16 protein-coding genes and 2 pseudogenes are annotated in these 16,896 nt (G+C 67.7%); 13 read left to right on the forward strand and 5 right to left on the reverse strand.

Annotated features, from left to right (window positions below):
• Nucleotides 1-170 precede the first annotated feature (170 nt).
• Nucleotides 171-875 (forward strand): SDR family oxidoreductase, encoded by a 705-nt coding sequence (locus tag OEJ37_RS29770; protein WP_263348131.1) that lies wholly within the window; start codon nucleotides 171-173, stop codon nucleotides 873-875.
• Nucleotides 876-937: 62 nt separating this feature from the next.
• On the opposite strand, the gene fabV is transcribed toward OEJ37_RS29770, so the two are convergent.
• Complete coding sequence (fabV, locus tag OEJ37_RS29775; protein ID WP_174419167.1) at nucleotides 938-2,140, reverse strand: enoyl-ACP reductase FabV; 1,203 nt, start codon at nucleotides 2,138-2,140, stop codon at nucleotides 938-940.
• Between the two features lie 160 nt (nucleotides 2,141-2,300).
• Between fabV and OEJ37_RS29780 the strand changes: the two genes are divergently transcribed.
• The 6 genes and pseudogenes from OEJ37_RS29780 (at nucleotide 2,301) to OEJ37_RS29805 (ending at nucleotide 7,467) form a co-directional block, all read left to right on the forward strand.
• On the forward strand, nucleotides 2,301-2,834 hold the full coding sequence (locus tag OEJ37_RS29780) for a GbsR/MarR family transcriptional regulator (RefSeq protein ID WP_047902276.1): 534 nt from the start codon (nucleotides 2,301-2,303) through the stop codon (nucleotides 2,832-2,834).
• An 87-nt stretch (nucleotides 2,835-2,921) separates the two neighbouring features.
• Nucleotides 2,922-4,241, forward strand: a complete 1,320-nt coding sequence (locus tag OEJ37_RS29785) for an SDR family oxidoreductase (protein ID WP_263348136.1) — start codon at nucleotides 2,922-2,924, stop codon at nucleotides 4,239-4,241.
• Nucleotides 4,238-4,708, forward strand: coding sequence for a DUF2269 family protein (locus OEJ37_RS29790; RefSeq protein ID WP_263348137.1), 471 nt, complete (start codon nucleotides 4,238-4,240; stop codon nucleotides 4,706-4,708). Before OEJ37_RS29785 ends, OEJ37_RS29790 begins: the two co-directional genes overlap by 4 nt.
• A 120-nt stretch (nucleotides 4,709-4,828) precedes the next feature.
• Nucleotides 4,829-5,275 (forward strand): annotated as a pseudogene (locus tag OEJ37_RS29795) (DUF393 domain-containing protein); the annotation flags it as partial.
• Nucleotides 5,272-6,759 (forward strand): TIGR01777 family oxidoreductase, encoded by a 1,488-nt coding sequence (locus tag OEJ37_RS29800; protein WP_263348140.1) that lies wholly within the window; start codon nucleotides 5,272-5,274, stop codon nucleotides 6,757-6,759. The pseudogene OEJ37_RS29795 and the gene OEJ37_RS29800, both read left to right, overlap by 4 nt.
• A gap of 84 nt (nucleotides 6,760-6,843) precedes the next feature.
• Nucleotides 6,844-7,467: a glutathione S-transferase family protein gene (locus tag OEJ37_RS29805; RefSeq protein WP_174419163.1), complete on the forward strand. Its 624-nt coding sequence runs from the start codon at nucleotides 6,844-6,846 to the stop codon at nucleotides 7,465-7,467.
• Nucleotides 7,468-7,557: 90 nt separating this feature from the next.
• On the opposite strand, the gene OEJ37_RS29810 is transcribed toward OEJ37_RS29805, so the two are convergent.
• Nucleotides 7,558-8,958, reverse strand: a complete 1,401-nt coding sequence (locus OEJ37_RS29810; RefSeq protein WP_263348143.1) for a serine hydrolase domain-containing protein — start codon at nucleotides 8,956-8,958, stop codon at nucleotides 7,558-7,560.
• 191 nt (nucleotides 8,959-9,149) lie between these two features.
• Nucleotides 9,150-10,328, reverse strand: coding sequence for a hypothetical protein (locus OEJ37_RS29815; RefSeq protein WP_263348146.1), 1,179 nt, complete (start codon nucleotides 10,326-10,328; stop codon nucleotides 9,150-9,152).
• Between the two features lie 285 nt (nucleotides 10,329-10,613).
• On the opposite strand from OEJ37_RS29815, the gene OEJ37_RS29820 reads away from it, so the two are divergent.
• The 5 genes from OEJ37_RS29820 (at nucleotide 10,614) to OEJ37_RS29840 (ending at nucleotide 14,818) form a co-directional block, all read left to right on the forward strand.
• Nucleotides 10,614-11,033: an HIT family protein gene (locus tag OEJ37_RS29820; RefSeq protein WP_174419160.1), complete on the forward strand. Its 420-nt coding sequence runs from the start codon at nucleotides 10,614-10,616 to the stop codon at nucleotides 11,031-11,033.
• A 262-nt stretch (nucleotides 11,034-11,295) separates the two neighbouring features.
• Nucleotides 11,296-11,460 (forward strand): hypothetical protein, encoded by a 165-nt coding sequence (locus tag OEJ37_RS29825; protein WP_174419159.1) that lies wholly within the window; start codon nucleotides 11,296-11,298, stop codon nucleotides 11,458-11,460.
• A gap of 151 nt (nucleotides 11,461-11,611) precedes the next feature.
• Complete coding sequence (locus OEJ37_RS29830; protein ID WP_175917104.1) at nucleotides 11,612-12,271, forward strand: methyltransferase family protein; 660 nt, start codon at nucleotides 11,612-11,614, stop codon at nucleotides 12,269-12,271.
• Nucleotides 12,272-12,648: 377 nt separating this feature from the next.
• Nucleotides 12,649-13,104: a hypothetical protein gene (locus tag OEJ37_RS29835; RefSeq protein ID WP_034181694.1), complete on the forward strand. Its 456-nt coding sequence runs from the start codon at nucleotides 12,649-12,651 to the stop codon at nucleotides 13,102-13,104.
• An 877-nt stretch (nucleotides 13,105-13,981) separates the two neighbouring features.
• A complete protein-coding gene (locus OEJ37_RS29840; protein ID WP_048023509.1) occupies nucleotides 13,982-14,818 on the forward strand; it encodes a bifunctional allantoicase/(S)-ureidoglycine aminohydrolase in 837 nt (278 codons plus the stop codon).
• Between the two features lie 127 nt (nucleotides 14,819-14,945).
• Here the strand turns inward: OEJ37_RS29840 and OEJ37_RS29845 are convergent, their stop codons facing one another.
• Both OEJ37_RS29845 and OEJ37_RS29850 read right to left on the reverse strand, forming a co-directional pair.
• Nucleotides 14,946-15,290 (reverse strand): cytochrome c, encoded by a 345-nt coding sequence (locus OEJ37_RS29845; protein ID WP_174419156.1) that lies wholly within the window; start codon nucleotides 15,288-15,290, stop codon nucleotides 14,946-14,948.
• Between the two features lie 10 nt (nucleotides 15,291-15,300).
• A complete protein-coding gene (locus OEJ37_RS29850) occupies nucleotides 15,301-16,533 on the reverse strand; it encodes a molybdopterin-dependent oxidoreductase (RefSeq protein WP_263348155.1) in 1,233 nt (410 codons plus the stop codon).
• Between the two features lie 244 nt (nucleotides 16,534-16,777).
• On the opposite strand from OEJ37_RS29850, the pseudogene OEJ37_RS29855 reads away from it, so the two are divergent.
• Nucleotides 16,778-16,894, forward strand: a pseudogene (locus tag OEJ37_RS29855) (Inward rectifier potassium channel); the annotation flags it as partial.
• Between the last annotated feature and the right edge of the window lie 2 nt (nucleotides 16,895-16,896).

A 16,896-nucleotide genomic window follows, 5' to 3' on the forward strand; every position in this document is an offset into this window, starting at 1 on the left:
ATGGAAATCGGTCGAGGTCTTTGGCGCCGCGGGGTGACGGGCAGCGGACGGCTCGGCGTCTGTCCCTGCGGCGCAGCGATTCGGTAAGCGATGGCAGCCTCGTTTTCCACCGGATCTCATGCGCGCGACGAGCCGGCGCGCATGCGATTCATCATGCGAAAGGAACGATCATGAAGATCGAAGGTGCAGTCATTTTCGTGACGGGCGCAAACCGCGGGCTCGGGCTCGAGTTTGCGAAGCAGGCGCTCGCAAGAGGGGCGCGCAAGGTCTATGCGGCGGCGCGCGATCCGGCCACCGTGACGCTGCCGGGCGTCGTGCCCGTGAAGCTCGACGTGACCGATCCGGCGGCCGTCGCCGCGGCGGCCGACTCGGCGCGCGACGTCACGCTGCTGATCAACAACGCAGGCATTGCGCGGCTCGGCAGCCTGACGGACGACGGCGCGCCCGACGCGCTGCGCGATCACTTCGAAACCAATGTATTCGGGATGCTGGCGATGTCGCGGGCGTTTGCGGGAATCCTCGCCGGCCATGGCGGCGGCGCGATCCTGAACGTGCTGTCCGTCGCGAGCTGGGTGAACCGGCCGATCCTGTCGGGCTACGGCGTGTCGAAATCGGCCGCATGGGCGCTGACCAACGGGCTGCGCCATTCGCTGCGCGAGCAGCGCACGCAGGTCGTCGGGCTGCATGCCGGTTTCATCGACACCGACCTGACACGCGGCCTCGACGTGCCGAAGGCCACGCCGGACGACGTCGTGCGCCAGGCCTACGACGCGATCGAAGGGGGTGCGGAGGAAGTGTCGATCGACGAGTTCACGCGGCAGGTGAAAGCCACGCTGTCGTCGGGCGTCTATCTGGAGGAACCGGCGCCGCGTTGACGCCGCCGGGAGGCACTGCCCGCCGCCCGCGTTCGCGCGCGGCGGGCTCGGCCCTTGGGCCGTCAGGCCGTGGTGTCGATGATGCCCGGGATCTTCACGTCCGGGTTCACGTCCGCGTCGTAGTCGACGCCGGCGATCTCGAAGCCGAACAGCCGCAGGAAGTCGGTCTTGTAGCCGGCGAAGTCGGTCAGCTCGTACAGGTTCTCGTTCGTCACCTGGTCCCACAGCGCGACGACCTTCGCCTGCACCTGCGGATCGAGCTCCTTGTAGTCCGCGCGCAGCCGGCCTTCTTCGTCGAGGTGCGGCGCCGTGCCGTACAGGCTGTCCTTGAGGAGCCCGTACACCTGCTCGATGCAGCCTTCGTGCGTGCCGGTTTCCTTCATCACCTTGAACAGCAGCGACAGGTACAGCGGCATCATCGGGATTGCCGAGCTGGCCTGCGTGACGACGGCCTTCAGCACCGACACGCGTGCGTCGCCGCCGTGCGCGGCCAGCTTTTCGCGGATCGACAGCACCTTCTTGTCGAGATCCTTCTTCGCTTCGCCGATCGAGCCGTTCCAGTAGATGTCGTGCGTGATCTGCTCGCCGAGATACGTGAACGCGGTCGTCTTCGCGCCGTCGGCCAGCACGCCGGCTTCATCCAGCGCGTCGATCCACATCTGCCAGTCCTCGCCGCCCATCACGGCGACGGTGCCGTCGATCTCTTCCTGCGTGGCGGCCTCGAGCACGGTCTCCTGGATCACTTCCTTGTCGGTATTGATCCCGCGGAACGACACCGATTTGCCGATCGGCTTGAGCGTCGAGCTGATCGTTTCGCCCGTCTTCGGGTGCGTGCGGCGCGGGGCCGCGAGGCTGTAGACGACGAGATCGACCTTGCCGAGATCCTGCTTGATGGTGTCGATCGTGACCTGCTTGACCTTGTCGGAGAACGCGTCGCCGTTGATGCTGCGCGCATGGAGCCCCTTTTCGGCGGCGAATTTCTCGAACGCGGCGCTGTTGTACCAGCCGGCCGTGCCGGGCTTCGATTCGCTGCCGGCGCGCTCGAAGAACACGCCGAGCGTGTCCGCGCCCGAGCCGAATGCGGCCGAGATCCGGGCGGCGAGGCCGTAGCCGGTCGACGCGCCGATCACGAGCACCTTCTTCGGGCCGTTGGCGATCGGGCCGTGCGAAGTCACGTAGTCGATCTGTTCCTTGACGTTGGCTTCGCAGCCGACGGGATGAGTCGTCACGCAGATGAAGCCACGCACGCGCGGTTTGATGATCATGGAATCCTCTTGTCAGAAAGGCGGAAACGGCCTGAAATCGGAAAAATCCCGCGCATTGTAAAGGAAGCGGCCGATCGCGGGCGGGCGCGGCCGGAAGGTGCCGGATCGTTCAGTTATTTCTCTCTTGACAGAAATAACTGAAATGAATAAATTTCCCGACATGGAACTCACACCGATTGCCGAACGATTCATTCTCCACTGGGGCGAAATGGGCTCGCGGTGGGGCGTCAACCGAACCGTCTCGCAGATTCACGCGCTGCTCTACCTGGCCGGCCGGCCGGTCGCGGCCGACGAGATTGCCGAGACGCTCAACGTCGCGCGCTCCAACGTCAGCACGAGCCTGAAGGAACTGCAGGCGTGGCGGCTCGCGAAGGTCGTGCATGTGCTGGGCGATCGCCGCGACCATTTCGAGACGTCGACCGACATCTGGGAACTGTTCAAGCTGATCGTCGAAGGGCGGCGGCAGCGCGAGATCGAGCCGACGCTCACGGTGCTGCGCGATTGCCTGACGAGCCCGGAGATCGCCAACGAGAGCCGCGAGACCGAACAGCGCATCCGCGACACGCTGCAGTTCGTCGAGACGCTGACGACCTGGTCGGACGAGATGCTGCGGCTCAAGCCCGATACGCTGATGAAGGCGCTCGGCATCGGCGCGAAGATCAGCCAGACGGTCAGGCGCAAGTCGTCGAAGTAAACGGTAACGGAAGTGCGGGCAGGCAGCCCGCTTTTTTCGGAGTTGATATTTCTGTCTATACAGAAATAACTGTAAAGAGAGGTGGAGATGAACGCAGTCTTGCCGTCGACCGGCCAGAGCGGCCGCACCGGGGAACGCAGCATGACCGTCCTCGTCTGCGGCGCGAACGGCTTCATCGGGCGGGCACTGTGCGCGCAGCTCGAAGCCGGCGGCCATCGCGTGCTGCGCGGCGTGCGCGATGCGGCCGGCCCGCGCGACGTCGCGATCGACTTCGCGAAGGACGTCGATCCCGACGCGTGGCTGGCGCGGCTGGAGGGCGTCGACGTGGTGATCAATGCGGTCGGCATCCTCGCCGATCGACGCGGCGCGACGCTCGACGCCGTGCATCGCGCCGCGCCGTGCGCGCTCTTCACCGCGTGCTGTCGTGCGCGCGTGCGGCGCGTGATCCAGATCTCGGCGCTCGGCGTCGAGCGCGGCGGTACGCGGTACTTCGCGAGCAAGCACGCAGCCGACCGCTTCCTGCAGACGCTGCCGATCGACTTCCGGATCGTGCGACCCGCGCTCGTCTACGGCGCGGCCGGCACGTCGGCGCGGTTTTTCCGGATGCTCGCGAGCCTGCCCGTGCACGTACTGCCGGCGGGCGGCCGTCAGCGGCTGCGCCCCGTGCACGTCGACGACCTCGCCGAGCTGGTCGCGCGGCTCGTCGCGCAGTCGTTCGATTCGTCGGCGGACGGCAGCGCGGTGATCGACGTGGTCGGCAACGACGAGGTCGAATACCGCGAGATGCTGGCCCGCTACCGCGCCGCGATGGGGTTTCCGCCGGCCGCCGGCGTGACGCTGCCGGGCCCGCTGGTCGGCGCGGCGGCTGCGCTGCTCGGCTTGCTGCCGGGCGCAATGTTGACGCGCGACACGTGGACGATGCTGCGCGGCGGAAACACCGGCGATCCGGCGGCCACCACGGTCGTGCTCGGCCGGCCGCCGCGCGGCATCGGCGGTTTCATCGGCGCGGACGCGGCCGCGCTGCGTCGCGACGCGCTCGCGATGTGGCGGCGCCCGTTGCTGCTGGGTGCACTCGCGATCGTGTGGATCTGGACGGCCATCGCAAGCGCGTTCATTCATCCGCTGCGCGCGAACCTCGCATTGCTCGCGCATGCGCACCTGACGGGGCTGCCCGCGCTGGTCGCGCTCTATGCGGCAAGCGCGCTGGATTTCGCGTTCGGCATCGCGACCGTCGCCGCGCCGTCGCGCCGCCTGTGGGCCGCGCAAGCCGCGCTGATCGTCGCGTATTCGGCCGTCATCGCGGTCACGATGCCGGGCCTGCTGGCCGAACCGTTCGGCCCCGTGCTCAAGAACGTACCGATTCTCGCGATCCTGTTGATCCTGTTTTCAGAAGAAGAACACGCATGAATACCTATCTCGTCGTCAAGGCGCTGCATATCCTGTCCTCGGTGCTGCTGGTCGGCACGGGGTTCGGCACCGCGTTCTACCTGTTTTTCGCGAACCGCACGCGCTCGGTGCCCGCGATCGCGGCAGTGTCGCGGCTCGTGGTGCGCGCGGACTGGTGGTTCACGACACCGGCCGTGATCTTCCAGCCGGCGTCCGGATTGTGGCTCGCACATATCGCCGGCTGGCCGTGGCATACACCGTGGCTCGTCGCGTCGATCGTGCTGTATGCGATCGCCGGCGCGTGCTGGCTGCCGGTCGTGTGGCTGCAGGTCGAACTCGCCGCGATGGCGAAGCTCGCTCACGTGAACGGCGACGCCGCATTGCCGGAACGCTACTGGCGCTATGCGAAGCGCTGGGAACTGCTCGGTTATCCGGCGTTCTTCGCGATGCTGTCCGTCTACTTCCTGATGGTGCTCAAGCCGGCGTAAGTGCGTCGTGTCTGAAAACCGTGGATCGATCGATTCATGATGTTTTCGATAAAGGAAGGAGTGCAGATCATGAACGTCAATGAAGTGATGCCGACCATCGGCGACGATGCAGGACGCGTTGCATCTCGCCCTGCGCCCGACAACGCGCGCCGCATCGTCGTGAGCTGGATGTATGGAGCGGCGATCGTCCACCTGCTCGTCGGCATGGCCGTTCCGTGGCTCGCCGGTGCACCGTTCGTCGATGCGTATCACCGCGGCATCGAGCTGCATTTCTGGGCCGGTGCGGCACCGGAACCGGCGCGTGCCCAGCAGATATGGTGGATGTCGCTGATCGGCGCGACGGTGCAGTGCGCGTCGGTCTGGATGCTCGCGCTCGTCCACCTCGGTAACCGGTTGCGCAACCGGGAAGTGTGGGGATGGCTGCTGGCCGGCCTGCTGATATGGGCGCCGCAGGACATGCTGTTTTCATTGCAGGCCCGTGTATGGGGCCACGTGGCGATCGACGCGGCCGCACTCGTCGCGATGGTTCCGCCGCTTGTCTGGCTGTTGACGAGGGATACCGTATGAACACCTTGCCTGCCTTCGACTGGGCGCTCAACCTGCTGATCGTGCAGGGCGCGATGGGCGCATTCGATACGCTTTATCACCACGAACTCACGCAGGACCTGCCGCACAGCCCGCGCGCGCGGCTCGAGCTGGCGATTCATGCGGTGCGTTCCGTGCTCTACGGCCTCGTGTTCGCATCGATCGCGAACGTCGCGTTTCACGGCGCCTGGGTCGCGGCGATCGCGGCGGTGGTGCTCGTCGAAGTGGTGCTGACGTTGTGGGATTTCGTCGTCGAGGACCAAAGCCGCAAGCTGCCGGCGAGCGAGCGCGTGCTGCACACGCTGCTGGCCGTCAACGGAGGCGCGCTGTTCGGGATGCTCGCGATGCAACTAGCTGCCTGGACGCACGAACCGACCGCGCTGCGCGCGATCGATCTCGGCTGGCGCGGCTGGCTGCTCAGCCTGTTCGCCGTCGGCGTGACGGTATCGGGTATCCGCGACGGGATTGCCGCCTGCCGGATCGCGCGACACGCTCCGGTCGCCAATCCGTTCGCGGGACAGCCGCCGGGCAACGTGCTCGTCACCGGCGGGACCGGCTTTATCGGCGAAACCCTCGTGAACCAATTGCTCGATGCGGGGCACACGGTCACGTTGCTGACGCGCGATCCGCTGCGCGCGGCCTACCAGTTCCAGGGCCGCGTGCGCAGCGTGACGTCCGTCGAACAGTTGCAGCCGCACGAGCGCTTCGATACGGTCGTCAATCTCGCGGGGGCGCCGGTGCTGGGCGCACGCTGGAGCAAGCGCCGGCAGGCGCTGCTGCTCGCCAGCCGCGTCGGCGTCACGCAGTCGCTGATGCGCTGGGTCGAGACCGCCGAGGTCAAGCCGCGCGCATGGATCCAGGCATCCGCGATCGGCTATTACGGCGTACGGCCGGCCGACGAGCGGCTCGACGAGCGCAGCAGCGCCGGCACCGGCTTCATGTCCGAGCTGTGCCGGCAGTGGGAGTTGTCCGCGCAGCCGCTCGAGCGCCATCGGGTGCGCGCGGTGGTGCTGCGGCTGGGCGTCGTGTTCGGCCCCGGCGGCGCGTTGCGCCCGATGCTGCTGCCGCATTACTTCGGGATGGGCGGACGCTTCGGCGACGGCGCGCAGGTCATGAGCTGGATTCACCGGGACGACGTGCTGCGGATCATCGCGCGCGCGATGTCGAACGCGGACATGCACGGCGTTTACAACGCGGTGGCGCCCGGTGCATTTACCCAGCGCGAGTTCGTGCAGGTCGTGACGAAGGTGCTGCGCCGCCCCGCATGGCTGCACGTGCCGGCCGCGCCGCTGCGCTGCGCGATGGGCGAGATGGCCGAGCTGCTGCTGGACGGGCAGCGGGTGATGCCGGCCCGGCTGCATCAGGACGGATTCATGTTCACGTTCCCGACCGCCGAGCGCGCGCTGCGTGACCTGACGAATCGGCCGCACGCCGATTTTGCGCGTCCGGCCTGCCGTTTCCCGTAACGTCGTGTATAAATTCGGCGTGAACGCGTTCGGGACGTGTCGTGCGTCCCGAACGCTCCGCATCCGACCTCACAAGGAGACTGCATGCTGCACATCCTCGGCAAGATCCCGTCCATCAACGTCCGCAAGGTGCTGTGGCTGTGCACCGAGCTGAACCTCCCGTTCGAGCAGGAAGACTGGGGCGCGGGTTTCCGCACGACCAACGATCCGGCCTATCTCGCGCTGAATCCGAACGCGCTCGTGCCCGTCATCAAGGACGACGATTTCGTGCTCTGGGAATCGAACACGATCATCCGCTACCTCGCAAACCGCTATGGCGGCGACGCGCTTTATCCGGCCGAGCCGCGGGCGCGCGCGCGGGTCGATCAATGGATCGATTGGCAGGGCGCGGACCTGAACCGCTCGTGGGTCGGCGCGTTCCTCGGCCTCGTGCGGAAATCGCCCGATCATCAGGATCCGGACGGCATCGCGCAGTCGATCGCGGGCTGGACGAAACACATGCGCGTGCTGAACGCGCAGCTCGAATCGACCGGTGCGTTCGTGGCCGGCGGCACTTTCACGCTCGCGGACATTCCGATCGGCCTGTCGGTGAACCGCTGGTTCGGCACGCCGTTCGAGCATCCGGATTTCCCGGCGGTGTCGCGCTATATCGAGCGTCTCGCGACGCGCGAAGGCTTCAAGACCTACGCCGGTAGCGCGAATCCGTGACGCATCACAGGTAGCGCGCGGCGCGGCGGCGTTGCAATCGTGGCCGCGTCGCCACCGGCATGCACGGGCCCCGGGCCCGCCGGCCTGTCGTCACGCGCCGGGCGCCGGCACCGCGTCGAGCACGCGCGCGAGAAACGCCTCGTGGTTCCACGCGGATTCCGGCCGCGATAGCCCGAGCCGCACGACCACCAGCTGACGGCTCGGCACCACGCTGACGAACTGGCCTTCATGGCCGACCGCATGAAACGCGTCGGCCGGCATCGCGGCCGCATGCGGATTGCGATCGTTGAACGGCTCCGGCACCTTGACCCACAGATGCGCGCCGAATTCCTGGCGCGCCGACTGCGGCGTCGCGCGCGTCAGGTAGCGCACCCAGCCTTCCGGCAGCAGCCGCTGCCCGTTCCACTCGCCGTCCTGCAGCAGAAGCTGCCCGAAGCGCGCCCAGTCGCGCGCGCTCGCATACATGTACGACGAGCTGCCGAGCGTGCCGGACGCATCGGGCTCGAACACCGCGCTGCGCATCCCGAGCGGCGCGAACAGCGCGCGGCGCGGAAACGCGAGGTAGTCAGCGTCGCTGCCGCCCATCGCTTCGCGTATCACGCGAGCGACGATCGCGCTCGTGCCGCTCGAGTAGTACCACTGCTTGCCGGGTGTCGAAGCGAGCGGTTTCGCCGACGCGAACCGCGCGGTATCGGGCTGCGTGAACAGCATCACGGCGACATCGGACAGCGGGTCGTCGTAGTCCTCGTTGAATTGCAGGCCACTCGTCATCCGCAGCAGCTCGTCGAGCGTGATGGCCGCGCGCGGGTCGCCGCTGGCGCGCCATTCGGGCAGCAGCGCCGACGCATCGGGCGACAGCTTGTGCTGCGCGACGAGCATGCCGACCAGCGCGGCCGTCACGGTCTTCGTCATCGACCAGCCGGGCAGCGGCGTGTCGGCCGTGAAGCCGGGTGCATAACGTTCGGCGATCACCTGGCCGCGCCACATCACGACGACCGCGCGCGTGCGCCGCGGCCGCACCGGATCGGGTTCGTCGAATGCGCGGTCGAGCGCGGTCTGCAGCCGGTGCGCGTCGATGCCGGCGGGCGGCGCGGCGGGTGCCGGCTGCGCGGGCGGCGGATCGGCGAGAAGCGGCAACGCGGCCGGCAGTGCGGCGGACGACGGTCCGAGCGCGAGCGTGCAGCCGAGCCCGGGCCGGAAGTCGGCTTCGCGCCCGGCGAAGCCGGCGAAGGTTGCCACAGCGCGATGATGGTCGGGATCGAGCGACGGACGCACCAGTTTCAGCAGCGGATGCACGCCGGCCATGATGTCGACGTCGATCACGGACGCGGCCGGGCGGCCCGACACGAACACGCCGGAACACAGCGCCTTGGCGGCGTAGCCGGTGGCGATCGGCGCGAGCCGCGACAGCATGTATCCGGCATAGCCGGCCGCGGCCAGCAACACGAGGGCGGCGCCCCGTCGGATCAACGTCTTGATGGGTGTCGTCATGCGCGAGCGTCCTCGGTTGTCTGCGGGCGGGCGATGAACCGGCAGTGTCGCAGGTTCGGGCGAGCGGTGGCAATCGCGGGTGCTTGCGACGCCAGGTGGCGTCGGTCGGGCGGAGGTTGCCCGCCGTGTGTGAATCGTATGTGTCGATCGCGCATGTGAACGGGCCGCATGGGGCCCGTCCACGTGGTGCGTCATTGCGCGTTGTTGTCGTTGTCCTGACGCAGTGTCCAGACCGTCGCGGTATTCGTGTTGTCGTCGACGGCCGCGAATTGCAGCTGGCCTTTGCTGCCTAGCCCGAACGCAAGGCCGAATGCCGAGCCCGGCGCGGTATCGACCTGCATCTGCGCGACAAAGCGCCCGTTCACCGTGAATTCGACGATCTCGCTCGGTTGCAGCGGGTCCGGATTGACTGCGTCGCCGTTCGCGGTCACGAGATGGCCGTTCGGCGCGAGCGCCAGCGCGAGCGGGCCGTGCAGGTGCTTCGTGTCGAAGTAGATCATCCGCCCGACGCCGCCGTTGCGATTCGTCGACGCGGCGTTCTGGATCGCGAACACCGCGTTGTCGCCGGTGGACGCGACATACAGGACGTCGATGTTCGGGTCGTACGCAAGGCCGGTCGGGCCGACGACGAGCGCGTTGGGATCGCTCCGGTTCACGTAGCCCGACGCGATGATGCGCGAGCCCGGCAGCATCGTGACGCCGTCGTTGCCGATCGCCAGTTCGATCCGTGCGACCGTGCCGTTCAGTACGTTCGACACGAACGCGGTCACGCGCTGGCCGCGATCGATCACGGTCATGTCCCACGGCCCGTCGAGCAGCGTGGCGCTGACCAGTTGCGTGACGAGATTGCCCGCCGGATTGATGACGAGCAGCGAGCCCGGCGCGACCACGGTCTTGCCGTCCGGCGTCGGCACGTTGCCGACCAGCACGAAGCCGCTGCGCAGCACCGTGAGCGCGGTCGTCAGGCCCACGTTGCTGCCGTGGAAGAACGTCGCCGGCGTATTGCCGGGCGACAGCTTCACGATCGTCGTGCCGGTGCCTTGCAGGTTCGACGCCGCATTGAAGTTCGACACGACGACGTCACCCGGTTTCAACGGGCTCCAGGTCGGCACGCCGCGCGGCACGAACGCGATGCCGTACGGATTGAGATCGCCGTTGGCGGGTACGGTCGATGCGGTGACCGACGAAGGCGGCAGGATGATGTCGTTGCCGCCGGCCCACGCGAACGTCGACGACAAGGCGGCCAGCCCGGCTGCGCACGCCGCACGGCGTAACGTGCGCGCGATCACGTGCGACGCGCGCGCGAACGCCGGCGGGTGCGCGGCGAAGAAGGGCGGGGCGGGGGAACGACAGGTGGGGAGAGGGTCCATGGCATGACTCCGGTTGATGAACGCGAGCAGTCATCCCGGCTGCCGGCCAGCGCAGCCGACGGGTGTCCGGCACGGGTTCGCGATCTTGCCGCGCGAACCCGCGCTCGAAATAAACGGATGGCGGCGGCTGCTTATTCCATCCGGTTACGCACGTTGCATGCGCGCCGGCATCGATTGTTCGCTGCAATGTCGACACGACCTGACAAGTTGAAATATCGGCTGCCGTCGGCCGATAATCGTCGGGCATCGAACGCTCATCCAATCCAACCGTAATCGGAAAACACCATGTCCTATGACAACAACAACCCGTTCGCCAGAATCCTGCGCGGCGAACTGCCGTGCGTGAAGGTCGCGGAAGACGACGCGACTCTCGCGATCATGGATCTGATGCCGCAGGCCGACGGTCACGTGCTCGTGATCCCGAAGGAGCCGGCCGCGCAGATCTTCGAGCTGTCCGGCGACGCGGCCGCGGCCGGTATCCGGATGACGCAGCGCATCGCGGCGGCGGTGCGCGCGGCGCTCGAGCCGGACGGCGTGTTCATCGGCCAGTTCAACGGCGCGGCGGCGGGCCAGACGGTCCCGCATGTGCACTTCCACGTGATCCCGCGCTGGGAAGGCGCCGAGTTGCGGATGCATGCGCGCGACATCGCCGACGCGGCAACGCTCGAATCGATCGCGCAGCGCATTCGCGCGCGTTTCGTATAACGAATCGACGGCAGGCGGCGCGGTGCGGCACGGCGGCTGAGACCGGCCGGCCGCCCCACCGCCATCGCCCGTTTCGGCGGTCACGTGAGGTAACACGTGTAACCGCGCGCGAAACTCGTTCCGGCAAGCCGCGCGCTAGACTCCGCGCATTACTTCATCGAGCGACAGGAAGAGCGGATCGCCTCTTCGTGCCGGCCGCCGCCTCCCGCGGCGGCGTGGTCTTCGCAAGGTGTCATTCGTCTTTCGCGCCGGGAATCGAGCCATGTCCAGACTTTTCATCACGCTTGCCCTGATCGGCGGCCTGTCCGGCTGCTACGTCGCGCCGCCGTACGGTTATGCGCCCGCGCCGGCCTACTACGGCTACGCGCCGGCGTATTACGCGCCGCCCGTCAGCGTCGGGATCGGCGGCAACTTCCGCATCCGCTGACCGCGCACCCGGCGCGGGCCTTGCCCGCACCGGTCCGCTGCCTTCACCGGACGATTCGCGCGGATTCGAGCGCCGCATGACGACGGCGCGCTGCGCATCGTGCGTGCGGTTCCTATACTTCACAGGAAAGCGCATCTCCAGTGAGGCAACCATGCCCGTCACACGCAAGGTCGCTGTGCTGTCGGGCGTATCCACGCTCGTCTATCTCGGGCTCGCCGTGCTCGGTTTCGGCGGGTTCGCCGCCTTTTTCTCGCATCCGCCGCTGATCGCCGTCGTCGTCGCGACGCTCGCGATGGCCGTCGTCGCGATGTTCACCGAAGGCAACCTGAGCGCCGGCGAGCGCGAGAGCCGCGATAACCGCTGGGTGCTCGCGGCATTCGCGGTGAGCGGCTTGCTGCTCGCGTATCTGCCCGCGCTGACCGACCGGCTCGATGTCTGGACCTTCGGCGGCGATACGGTGCGATGGTTTGGCGTCGCGCTGTACATCGCGGGCGGGGCGCTGCGCATCTGGCCCGTGTTCGTGCTCGGCAAGCGCTTCAGCGGGCTCGTCGCGATCCAGCCGGGCCATACGCTCGTGACCGACGGCATCTACCGCCGCATCCGCAATCCGAGCTATCTCGGCCTGCTCGTCAATTCGGCCGGCTGGGCGCTCGCGTTCCGCTCGAGCGTTGGCGTGCTGCTGGTCGCGCTGATGACGGTGCCGCTCGTCGCGCGCATCCGCTCAGAGGAAGCGCTGCTGCGTTCGCAATTCGGCGCCGAATACGACGCGTATTGCGCGCGGACCTGGCGGCTGCTGCCCGGCGTGTACTGACCCCTCATCCCATCCCGGACCGTCGTTTCGGCGCGCGCTCACGACACGTGTCCGATGTGTTGCCACGTGTGTCTCGAACGTGCGACGTTGCGCGTGGCCGACCTGCCGTTCCGCACGGCTCGACCCTTGCCGAAGCTAACGCCGGCAAGGGTTTCGGGCGATTTCGAGGAGCGCGTTCGAGGTCCGTTATTCGCAAACAACTTGTTACCAGAATGTCCACGGCAAGGGTGTGGGACCGGTGCTATTCTTCGCCGCAAGCTCATTGAAATGAATTGGTCCGGGGGGCGGCACAATGCCTGATCCGACGTCGATCGATTCAGATCGTCGTACCGAGCGGACCTTCGATAACCAGATTGCGAACAAGGAAGAATACGGGAATGTGGAAGAAAATCGCCCCCGCTCTCGTCGTCGCCGCGCTGACCGGCACGACTGCACTGCCGGCATTGGCCGGTGACTTGAACAACGCGCTTGGCGGCGCGCTCGGCGGGGTCGCCGGCGCAGCGGTCGGCGGCGCGGTCGGCGGCAGCACCGGCTCGGTAATCGGCGGCGCCATCGGCGGCGGCGCGGGTGGTGCGGTGACGTCGAACCGTCGCGAGCGCACCGGCGCGATCATCGGCGGCGCACTCGGCGGCGGTGCAGGTACCGCGGCAGGCAACGCGATGGGCGGCCGCACGGGCGGCCTGCTGGGCGCGGCGGTCGGCGGCGGCGCGGGCGCGGCGCTTGGCGGCAACATGTCGCGCAGCTCGTACGAGCGCGATTACGGCGATCGCGGTTATCGCGGCGATCGCGGCTATCGTCGCCACAAGCATCATCACCACCGCGACTGGGACTGATCGCCGCTGGCGCGGCACGGTGCGCGACCTGCGCGCCGTCGCGCCGACGGCGTCGGCACCCGACGCGAGAATCGGCCCGGCGGCCTGCCGGGCCGCCATCGCCGGCCAGACCGGCAACCTTTCCGGCTTCATCAGCCGCTGCCATACGCCCGATCGACGGGCCGGCCATTTCCCTCCTTGCCGTATTTCCCCGCTTCCCGACCCTACCGCCTGCCGCGTCTGAATGCGTCCGGGCAGAATCGGCGAACGCCATCCGCTTTCCGTTCGCGTTCGTCGCGTCAAGCCGTTCCGGCCTGACGAAGGTTCGCGACGGGAGCGATGCCGCCCGTACCCGAGCGCGCATCGACCGTCTGCAATCCGCGTAACCGGATGTATCGCGACCTGCGTTGCGCAATGGGCGTTGCTGCGGCCGGACGCGCCGCATTCATCGTCCCGGCGAAGGTTCGCATTGCCGCGGCCGTCAGGATTTCCCCGATACGCAGACTGCCGCGCCACGCGGATTCACCACGCATCGCAGGTGCCGGCGAGTAGTGGGAAATCGAATGGATAGCATCGCAACATTTAATTGGTCGATTGCGAACGACTTCGCTATCGTCAGCGATGCCCGCGTACGGAATCGAACCGTGCCGTCCACCGCGCCGTGCCTCGCTGCATGACCGCGGCGCCGCGGCCCGGCCGCCGGACCCACCGGCATGGGTCGCCGTGTCCGATCGACCGGACGGATCCGTCGCGAAGCCTGGCCGACCGAACGAAGGCGCATGCGCCTTCAAACCACCCCGGCAACGATGTCCCGCCGCCGCCTACGTGCCCCATGCGCATGCGTGCCGCCCGATGCCGTTTGCGCCCGGGGCCGGACCAACCCATTGCCTGGATGCATATGTCTAAGACAACGTATTACGCGCCGCACGGCGGCCACCCGCCGCAGACCGATCTGCTGACCGATCGAGCAATGTTCACCGAGGCGTACGCGGTGATCCCGAAGGGTGTGATGCGCGACATCGTCACGAGCTGGCTGCCGTTCTGGACGAACACGCGCCTGTGGGTGATCGCCCGCCCGCTGTCGGGTTTCGCCGAAACCTTCTCGCAGTACATCGTCGAAGTGAACCCGGGCGGCGGCAGCGACAAGCCCGAGCAGGACAAGAACGCCGAAGCCGTGCTGTTCGTCGTCGAAGGCGAAGCCGAGCTGACGCTGCAGGGCACGAAGCACGTGCTGAAGCCGGGCGGCTACGCATTCATTCCGCCGGGTGCGGACTGGACGCTGCACAACGTCAGCGATGCCGCGGTGCGCTTCCACTGGGTCCGCAAGCATTACCAGGCCGTCGACGGCATTCCGCTCCCCGAAGCCTTCGTGACCAACGAGCAGGATGTCGAACCAATCCCGATGCCGGGCACCAACGGCGCGTGGGTGACGACGCGCTTCGTCGACATGAGCGACATGCGCCACGACATGCACGTGAACATCGTGACGTTCGAGCCGGGCGGCGTGATTCCGTTTGCTGAAACGCACGTGATGGAACACGGCCTGTACGTGCTCGAAGGCAAGGCCGTCTATCGCCTGAACCAGGACTGGGTCGAGGTGGAAGCGGGCGACTTCATGTGGCTGCGCGCGTTCTGCCCGCAGGCATGTTATTCGGGTGGCCCCGGCCGCTTCCGCTACCTGCTGTACAAGGATGTGAACCGTCACATGAACCTGACGCTGAACCCCGCGCGCTAAGCGCCGCGGCAGCTGCAGGACGACTTCGTCGACGGGCCGCGCCGACAGCAGCGCGCGCGCCGTTGCGGCCGACCGGCTCGGCACGTCGTCGGTGCCGTCGTGCGCGTGCGACGCCCGTTGCGACACGTCACGGCTTCCCGTTGATCGCGGTCAGATATCGCGCGAGGTCGTCGATCGCCTCGGGTGGCAGCGGCGCGCCATAGACCGCGCGCATCTTGACGACCTCCGCCTTCCACTCCTGGAACGACAGCGGCGGTTGCCGGGTCACCATGTCGACCGAATGGCAGATCAGGCAATGCAGGTTCGCGAGATCGGCGCCGGGGCCGGGCGGAAACTTCTGCGTATCGCCGGGCAACGCGACCTCGACCGTTCCGGTCGGCGCGGCGCGCGCCGTCTTGCCCGTTTCCGCCAGCGCGGTGCTTCCCGCGCAGGTCACCGCTGCGAGCAGGAGCGCGGCACACGTCTTCATCATGATCGGCTCCTCACGCGACGAATACATTCGTTGTTTCGACCACGTTGCGCATGTAGCCGGCCGGGTTCCAGTTCGGCGTGTCCGGCTGCTCGACGCCGCCGTCGTTGATCGCCTTGACCCGCAACACGGCCTGTCCGGCGCGGTGCGGCGTGAACTGCGCTTCCCAGCGGCGCAGGCTGTACTTGCCGTAGTCCTTCCCGAGGCGCGCCGTCGCCCAGGACGAGCCGCCATCATGGGAGAACAGCACCTTGCGCACACCCGTGTCGCCGCCGAACGCGATGCCCCGGACCGTCTGCGGCCGGTCCAGCGCGATCACGGCGCCGTCGTCGAGGTTGGTGATGAACGATCGCGGCACCATCCGGCTGATCGGCACGGTCTTGACGCCGGCCTGCCCGGGCTGAATGCTCGCGTGCGGCGTGTCGGGAATCTGATAGGCCTTCGCCATCCAGAAATTGTCGTCGCGTCGGTCGATGACCTCGATGTCGTTCAGCATCTTCACCCAGTACGTCGAATACCAGCCCGGCACGACGAGGCGCAGCGGGAAGCCGTTGAGCAGCGGTAGCGGCTGCCCGTTCATCCCGAACGCGACGATCACTTCGCCGTCCCGCGCGTGGTCGACGTCGAGCGCCTTGATGAAGGCCGGCGTGGCGGGCAGCACGCCCTTGTCCAGGCCGTCGAAGCGGACCTGCACCGCGCCCGCCTTCACGCCCGCCCGATCGAGGATGTCCTTGAGCCGCACGCCGGTCCAGCGCGCGTTGCCCATTGCACCGTTGCCCCATTCGCCGCCGGCGACGCGCGGCTTGAAGAAGCCGCGCGAATTGCCGGCGCACTGATTGACGGCGGCGACTTCGACGCGCGGAAAGCCGCTCATGAGGTCGCGCAGGCTCAGTTCGAGCGGGCGGTCGACGAGCCCGTGCACGGCGAGCCGGAACGCGCCGGCGTCGATCCGCGCCGGGATGTCGGCGAGGTGCCATCGCACGAAGAACCGGTCGTTCGGCGTGAACACGCCGTCATCGAACACGGAGAAAGGCGTTTCGAGCAGCGGGGGGCGGACGCGCACCAGCAGCATTTCGCCCTTTTGCGGAAAGTCGTGGGTCAGCTCGCGCAGCCCGTTCTCGAACGGCAGCGTGACCGCGTCGGCCGCGCATGCGCGGCGATACCAGCTTGCGCCGACGGCCAGCAGGCCGCCAGCGGCGGCGGCCTGCATCAGGCGACGGCGCTGTGGATCATGTGGGTCTGCCATGACGACTCCCTCGTTTGCCGATCTGTCTGCCGAACCCGCGATCGCGCGCGGCTGCCAAAACGCCGGATCATGCGCGGCCGATGAACCGAGATTTCATAATAGGCGCAATCCGGCGCGATATCGGGCCGGATGGGGTTCACGCGTGGAAGCGGTGCAGCAACGGCCGCCGGGCCTCGGTCGCGCCGCGCATTCCCGCTCGGGTTCCCCCGCGCTTCGCTCGTCGCTTCCCGTCAGTGGCGACGCCATGAACGACTCCCCCGCCTCCCTTCATCCCCGCGGCCGCAAGATCGGGTCGGGCACCCGTCACGTGATCGCCTACGGCATGCCGCCGCTCGGCTGGCGCGACCTGTATCACAGCGCGCG

Origin of the sequence: Burkholderia sp. BKH01, assembly GCF_025685725.1 — a bacterium.
Classification (GTDB): domain Bacteria; phylum Pseudomonadota; class Gammaproteobacteria; order Burkholderiales; family Burkholderiaceae; genus Burkholderia; species Burkholderia pyrrocinia_C.

What these genes read in the sequence shown, in the direction of transcription:
- OEJ37_RS29770 (WP_263348131.1), top strand. Translation starts at nt 171, where the DNA reads ATGAAGATCGAAGGTGCAGTCATTTTCGTGACGGGCGCAAACCGCGGG.
- fabV (WP_174419167.1), bottom strand. Translation starts at nt 2,140, where the DNA reads ATGATCATCAAACCGCGCGTGCGTGGCTTCATCTGCGTGACGACTCAT.
- OEJ37_RS29780 (WP_047902276.1), top strand. Translation starts at nt 2,301, where the DNA reads ATGGAACTCACACCGATTGCCGAACGATTCATTCTCCACTGGGGCGAA.
- OEJ37_RS29785 (WP_263348136.1), top strand. Translation starts at nt 2,922, where the DNA reads ATGAACGCAGTCTTGCCGTCGACCGGCCAGAGCGGCCGCACCGGGGAA.
- OEJ37_RS29790 (WP_263348137.1), top strand. Translation starts at nt 4,238, where the DNA reads ATGAATACCTATCTCGTCGTCAAGGCGCTGCATATCCTGTCCTCGGTG.
- OEJ37_RS29800 (WP_263348140.1), top strand. Translation starts at nt 5,272, where the DNA reads ATGAACACCTTGCCTGCCTTCGACTGGGCGCTCAACCTGCTGATCGTG.
- OEJ37_RS29805 (WP_174419163.1), top strand. Translation starts at nt 6,844, where the DNA reads ATGCTGCACATCCTCGGCAAGATCCCGTCCATCAACGTCCGCAAGGTG.
- OEJ37_RS29810 (WP_263348143.1), bottom strand. Translation starts at nt 8,958, where the DNA reads ATGACGACACCCATCAAGACGTTGATCCGACGGGGCGCCGCCCTCGTG.
- OEJ37_RS29815 (WP_263348146.1), bottom strand. Translation starts at nt 10,328, where the DNA reads ATGGACCCTCTCCCCACCTGTCGTTCCCCCGCCCCGCCCTTCTTCGCC.
- OEJ37_RS29820 (WP_174419160.1), top strand. Translation starts at nt 10,614, where the DNA reads ATGTCCTATGACAACAACAACCCGTTCGCCAGAATCCTGCGCGGCGAA.
- OEJ37_RS29825 (WP_174419159.1), top strand. Translation starts at nt 11,296, where the DNA reads ATGTCCAGACTTTTCATCACGCTTGCCCTGATCGGCGGCCTGTCCGGC.
- OEJ37_RS29830 (WP_175917104.1), top strand. Translation starts at nt 11,612, where the DNA reads ATGCCCGTCACACGCAAGGTCGCTGTGCTGTCGGGCGTATCCACGCTC.
- OEJ37_RS29835 (WP_034181694.1), top strand. Translation starts at nt 12,649, where the DNA reads ATGTGGAAGAAAATCGCCCCCGCTCTCGTCGTCGCCGCGCTGACCGGC.
- OEJ37_RS29840 (WP_048023509.1), top strand. Translation starts at nt 13,982, where the DNA reads ATGTCTAAGACAACGTATTACGCGCCGCACGGCGGCCACCCGCCGCAG.
- OEJ37_RS29845 (WP_174419156.1), bottom strand. Translation starts at nt 15,290, where the DNA reads ATGATGAAGACGTGTGCCGCGCTCCTGCTCGCAGCGGTGACCTGCGCG.
- OEJ37_RS29850 (WP_263348155.1), bottom strand. Translation starts at nt 16,533, where the DNA reads ATGGCAGACCCACATGATCCACAGCGCCGTCGCCTGATGCAGGCCGCC.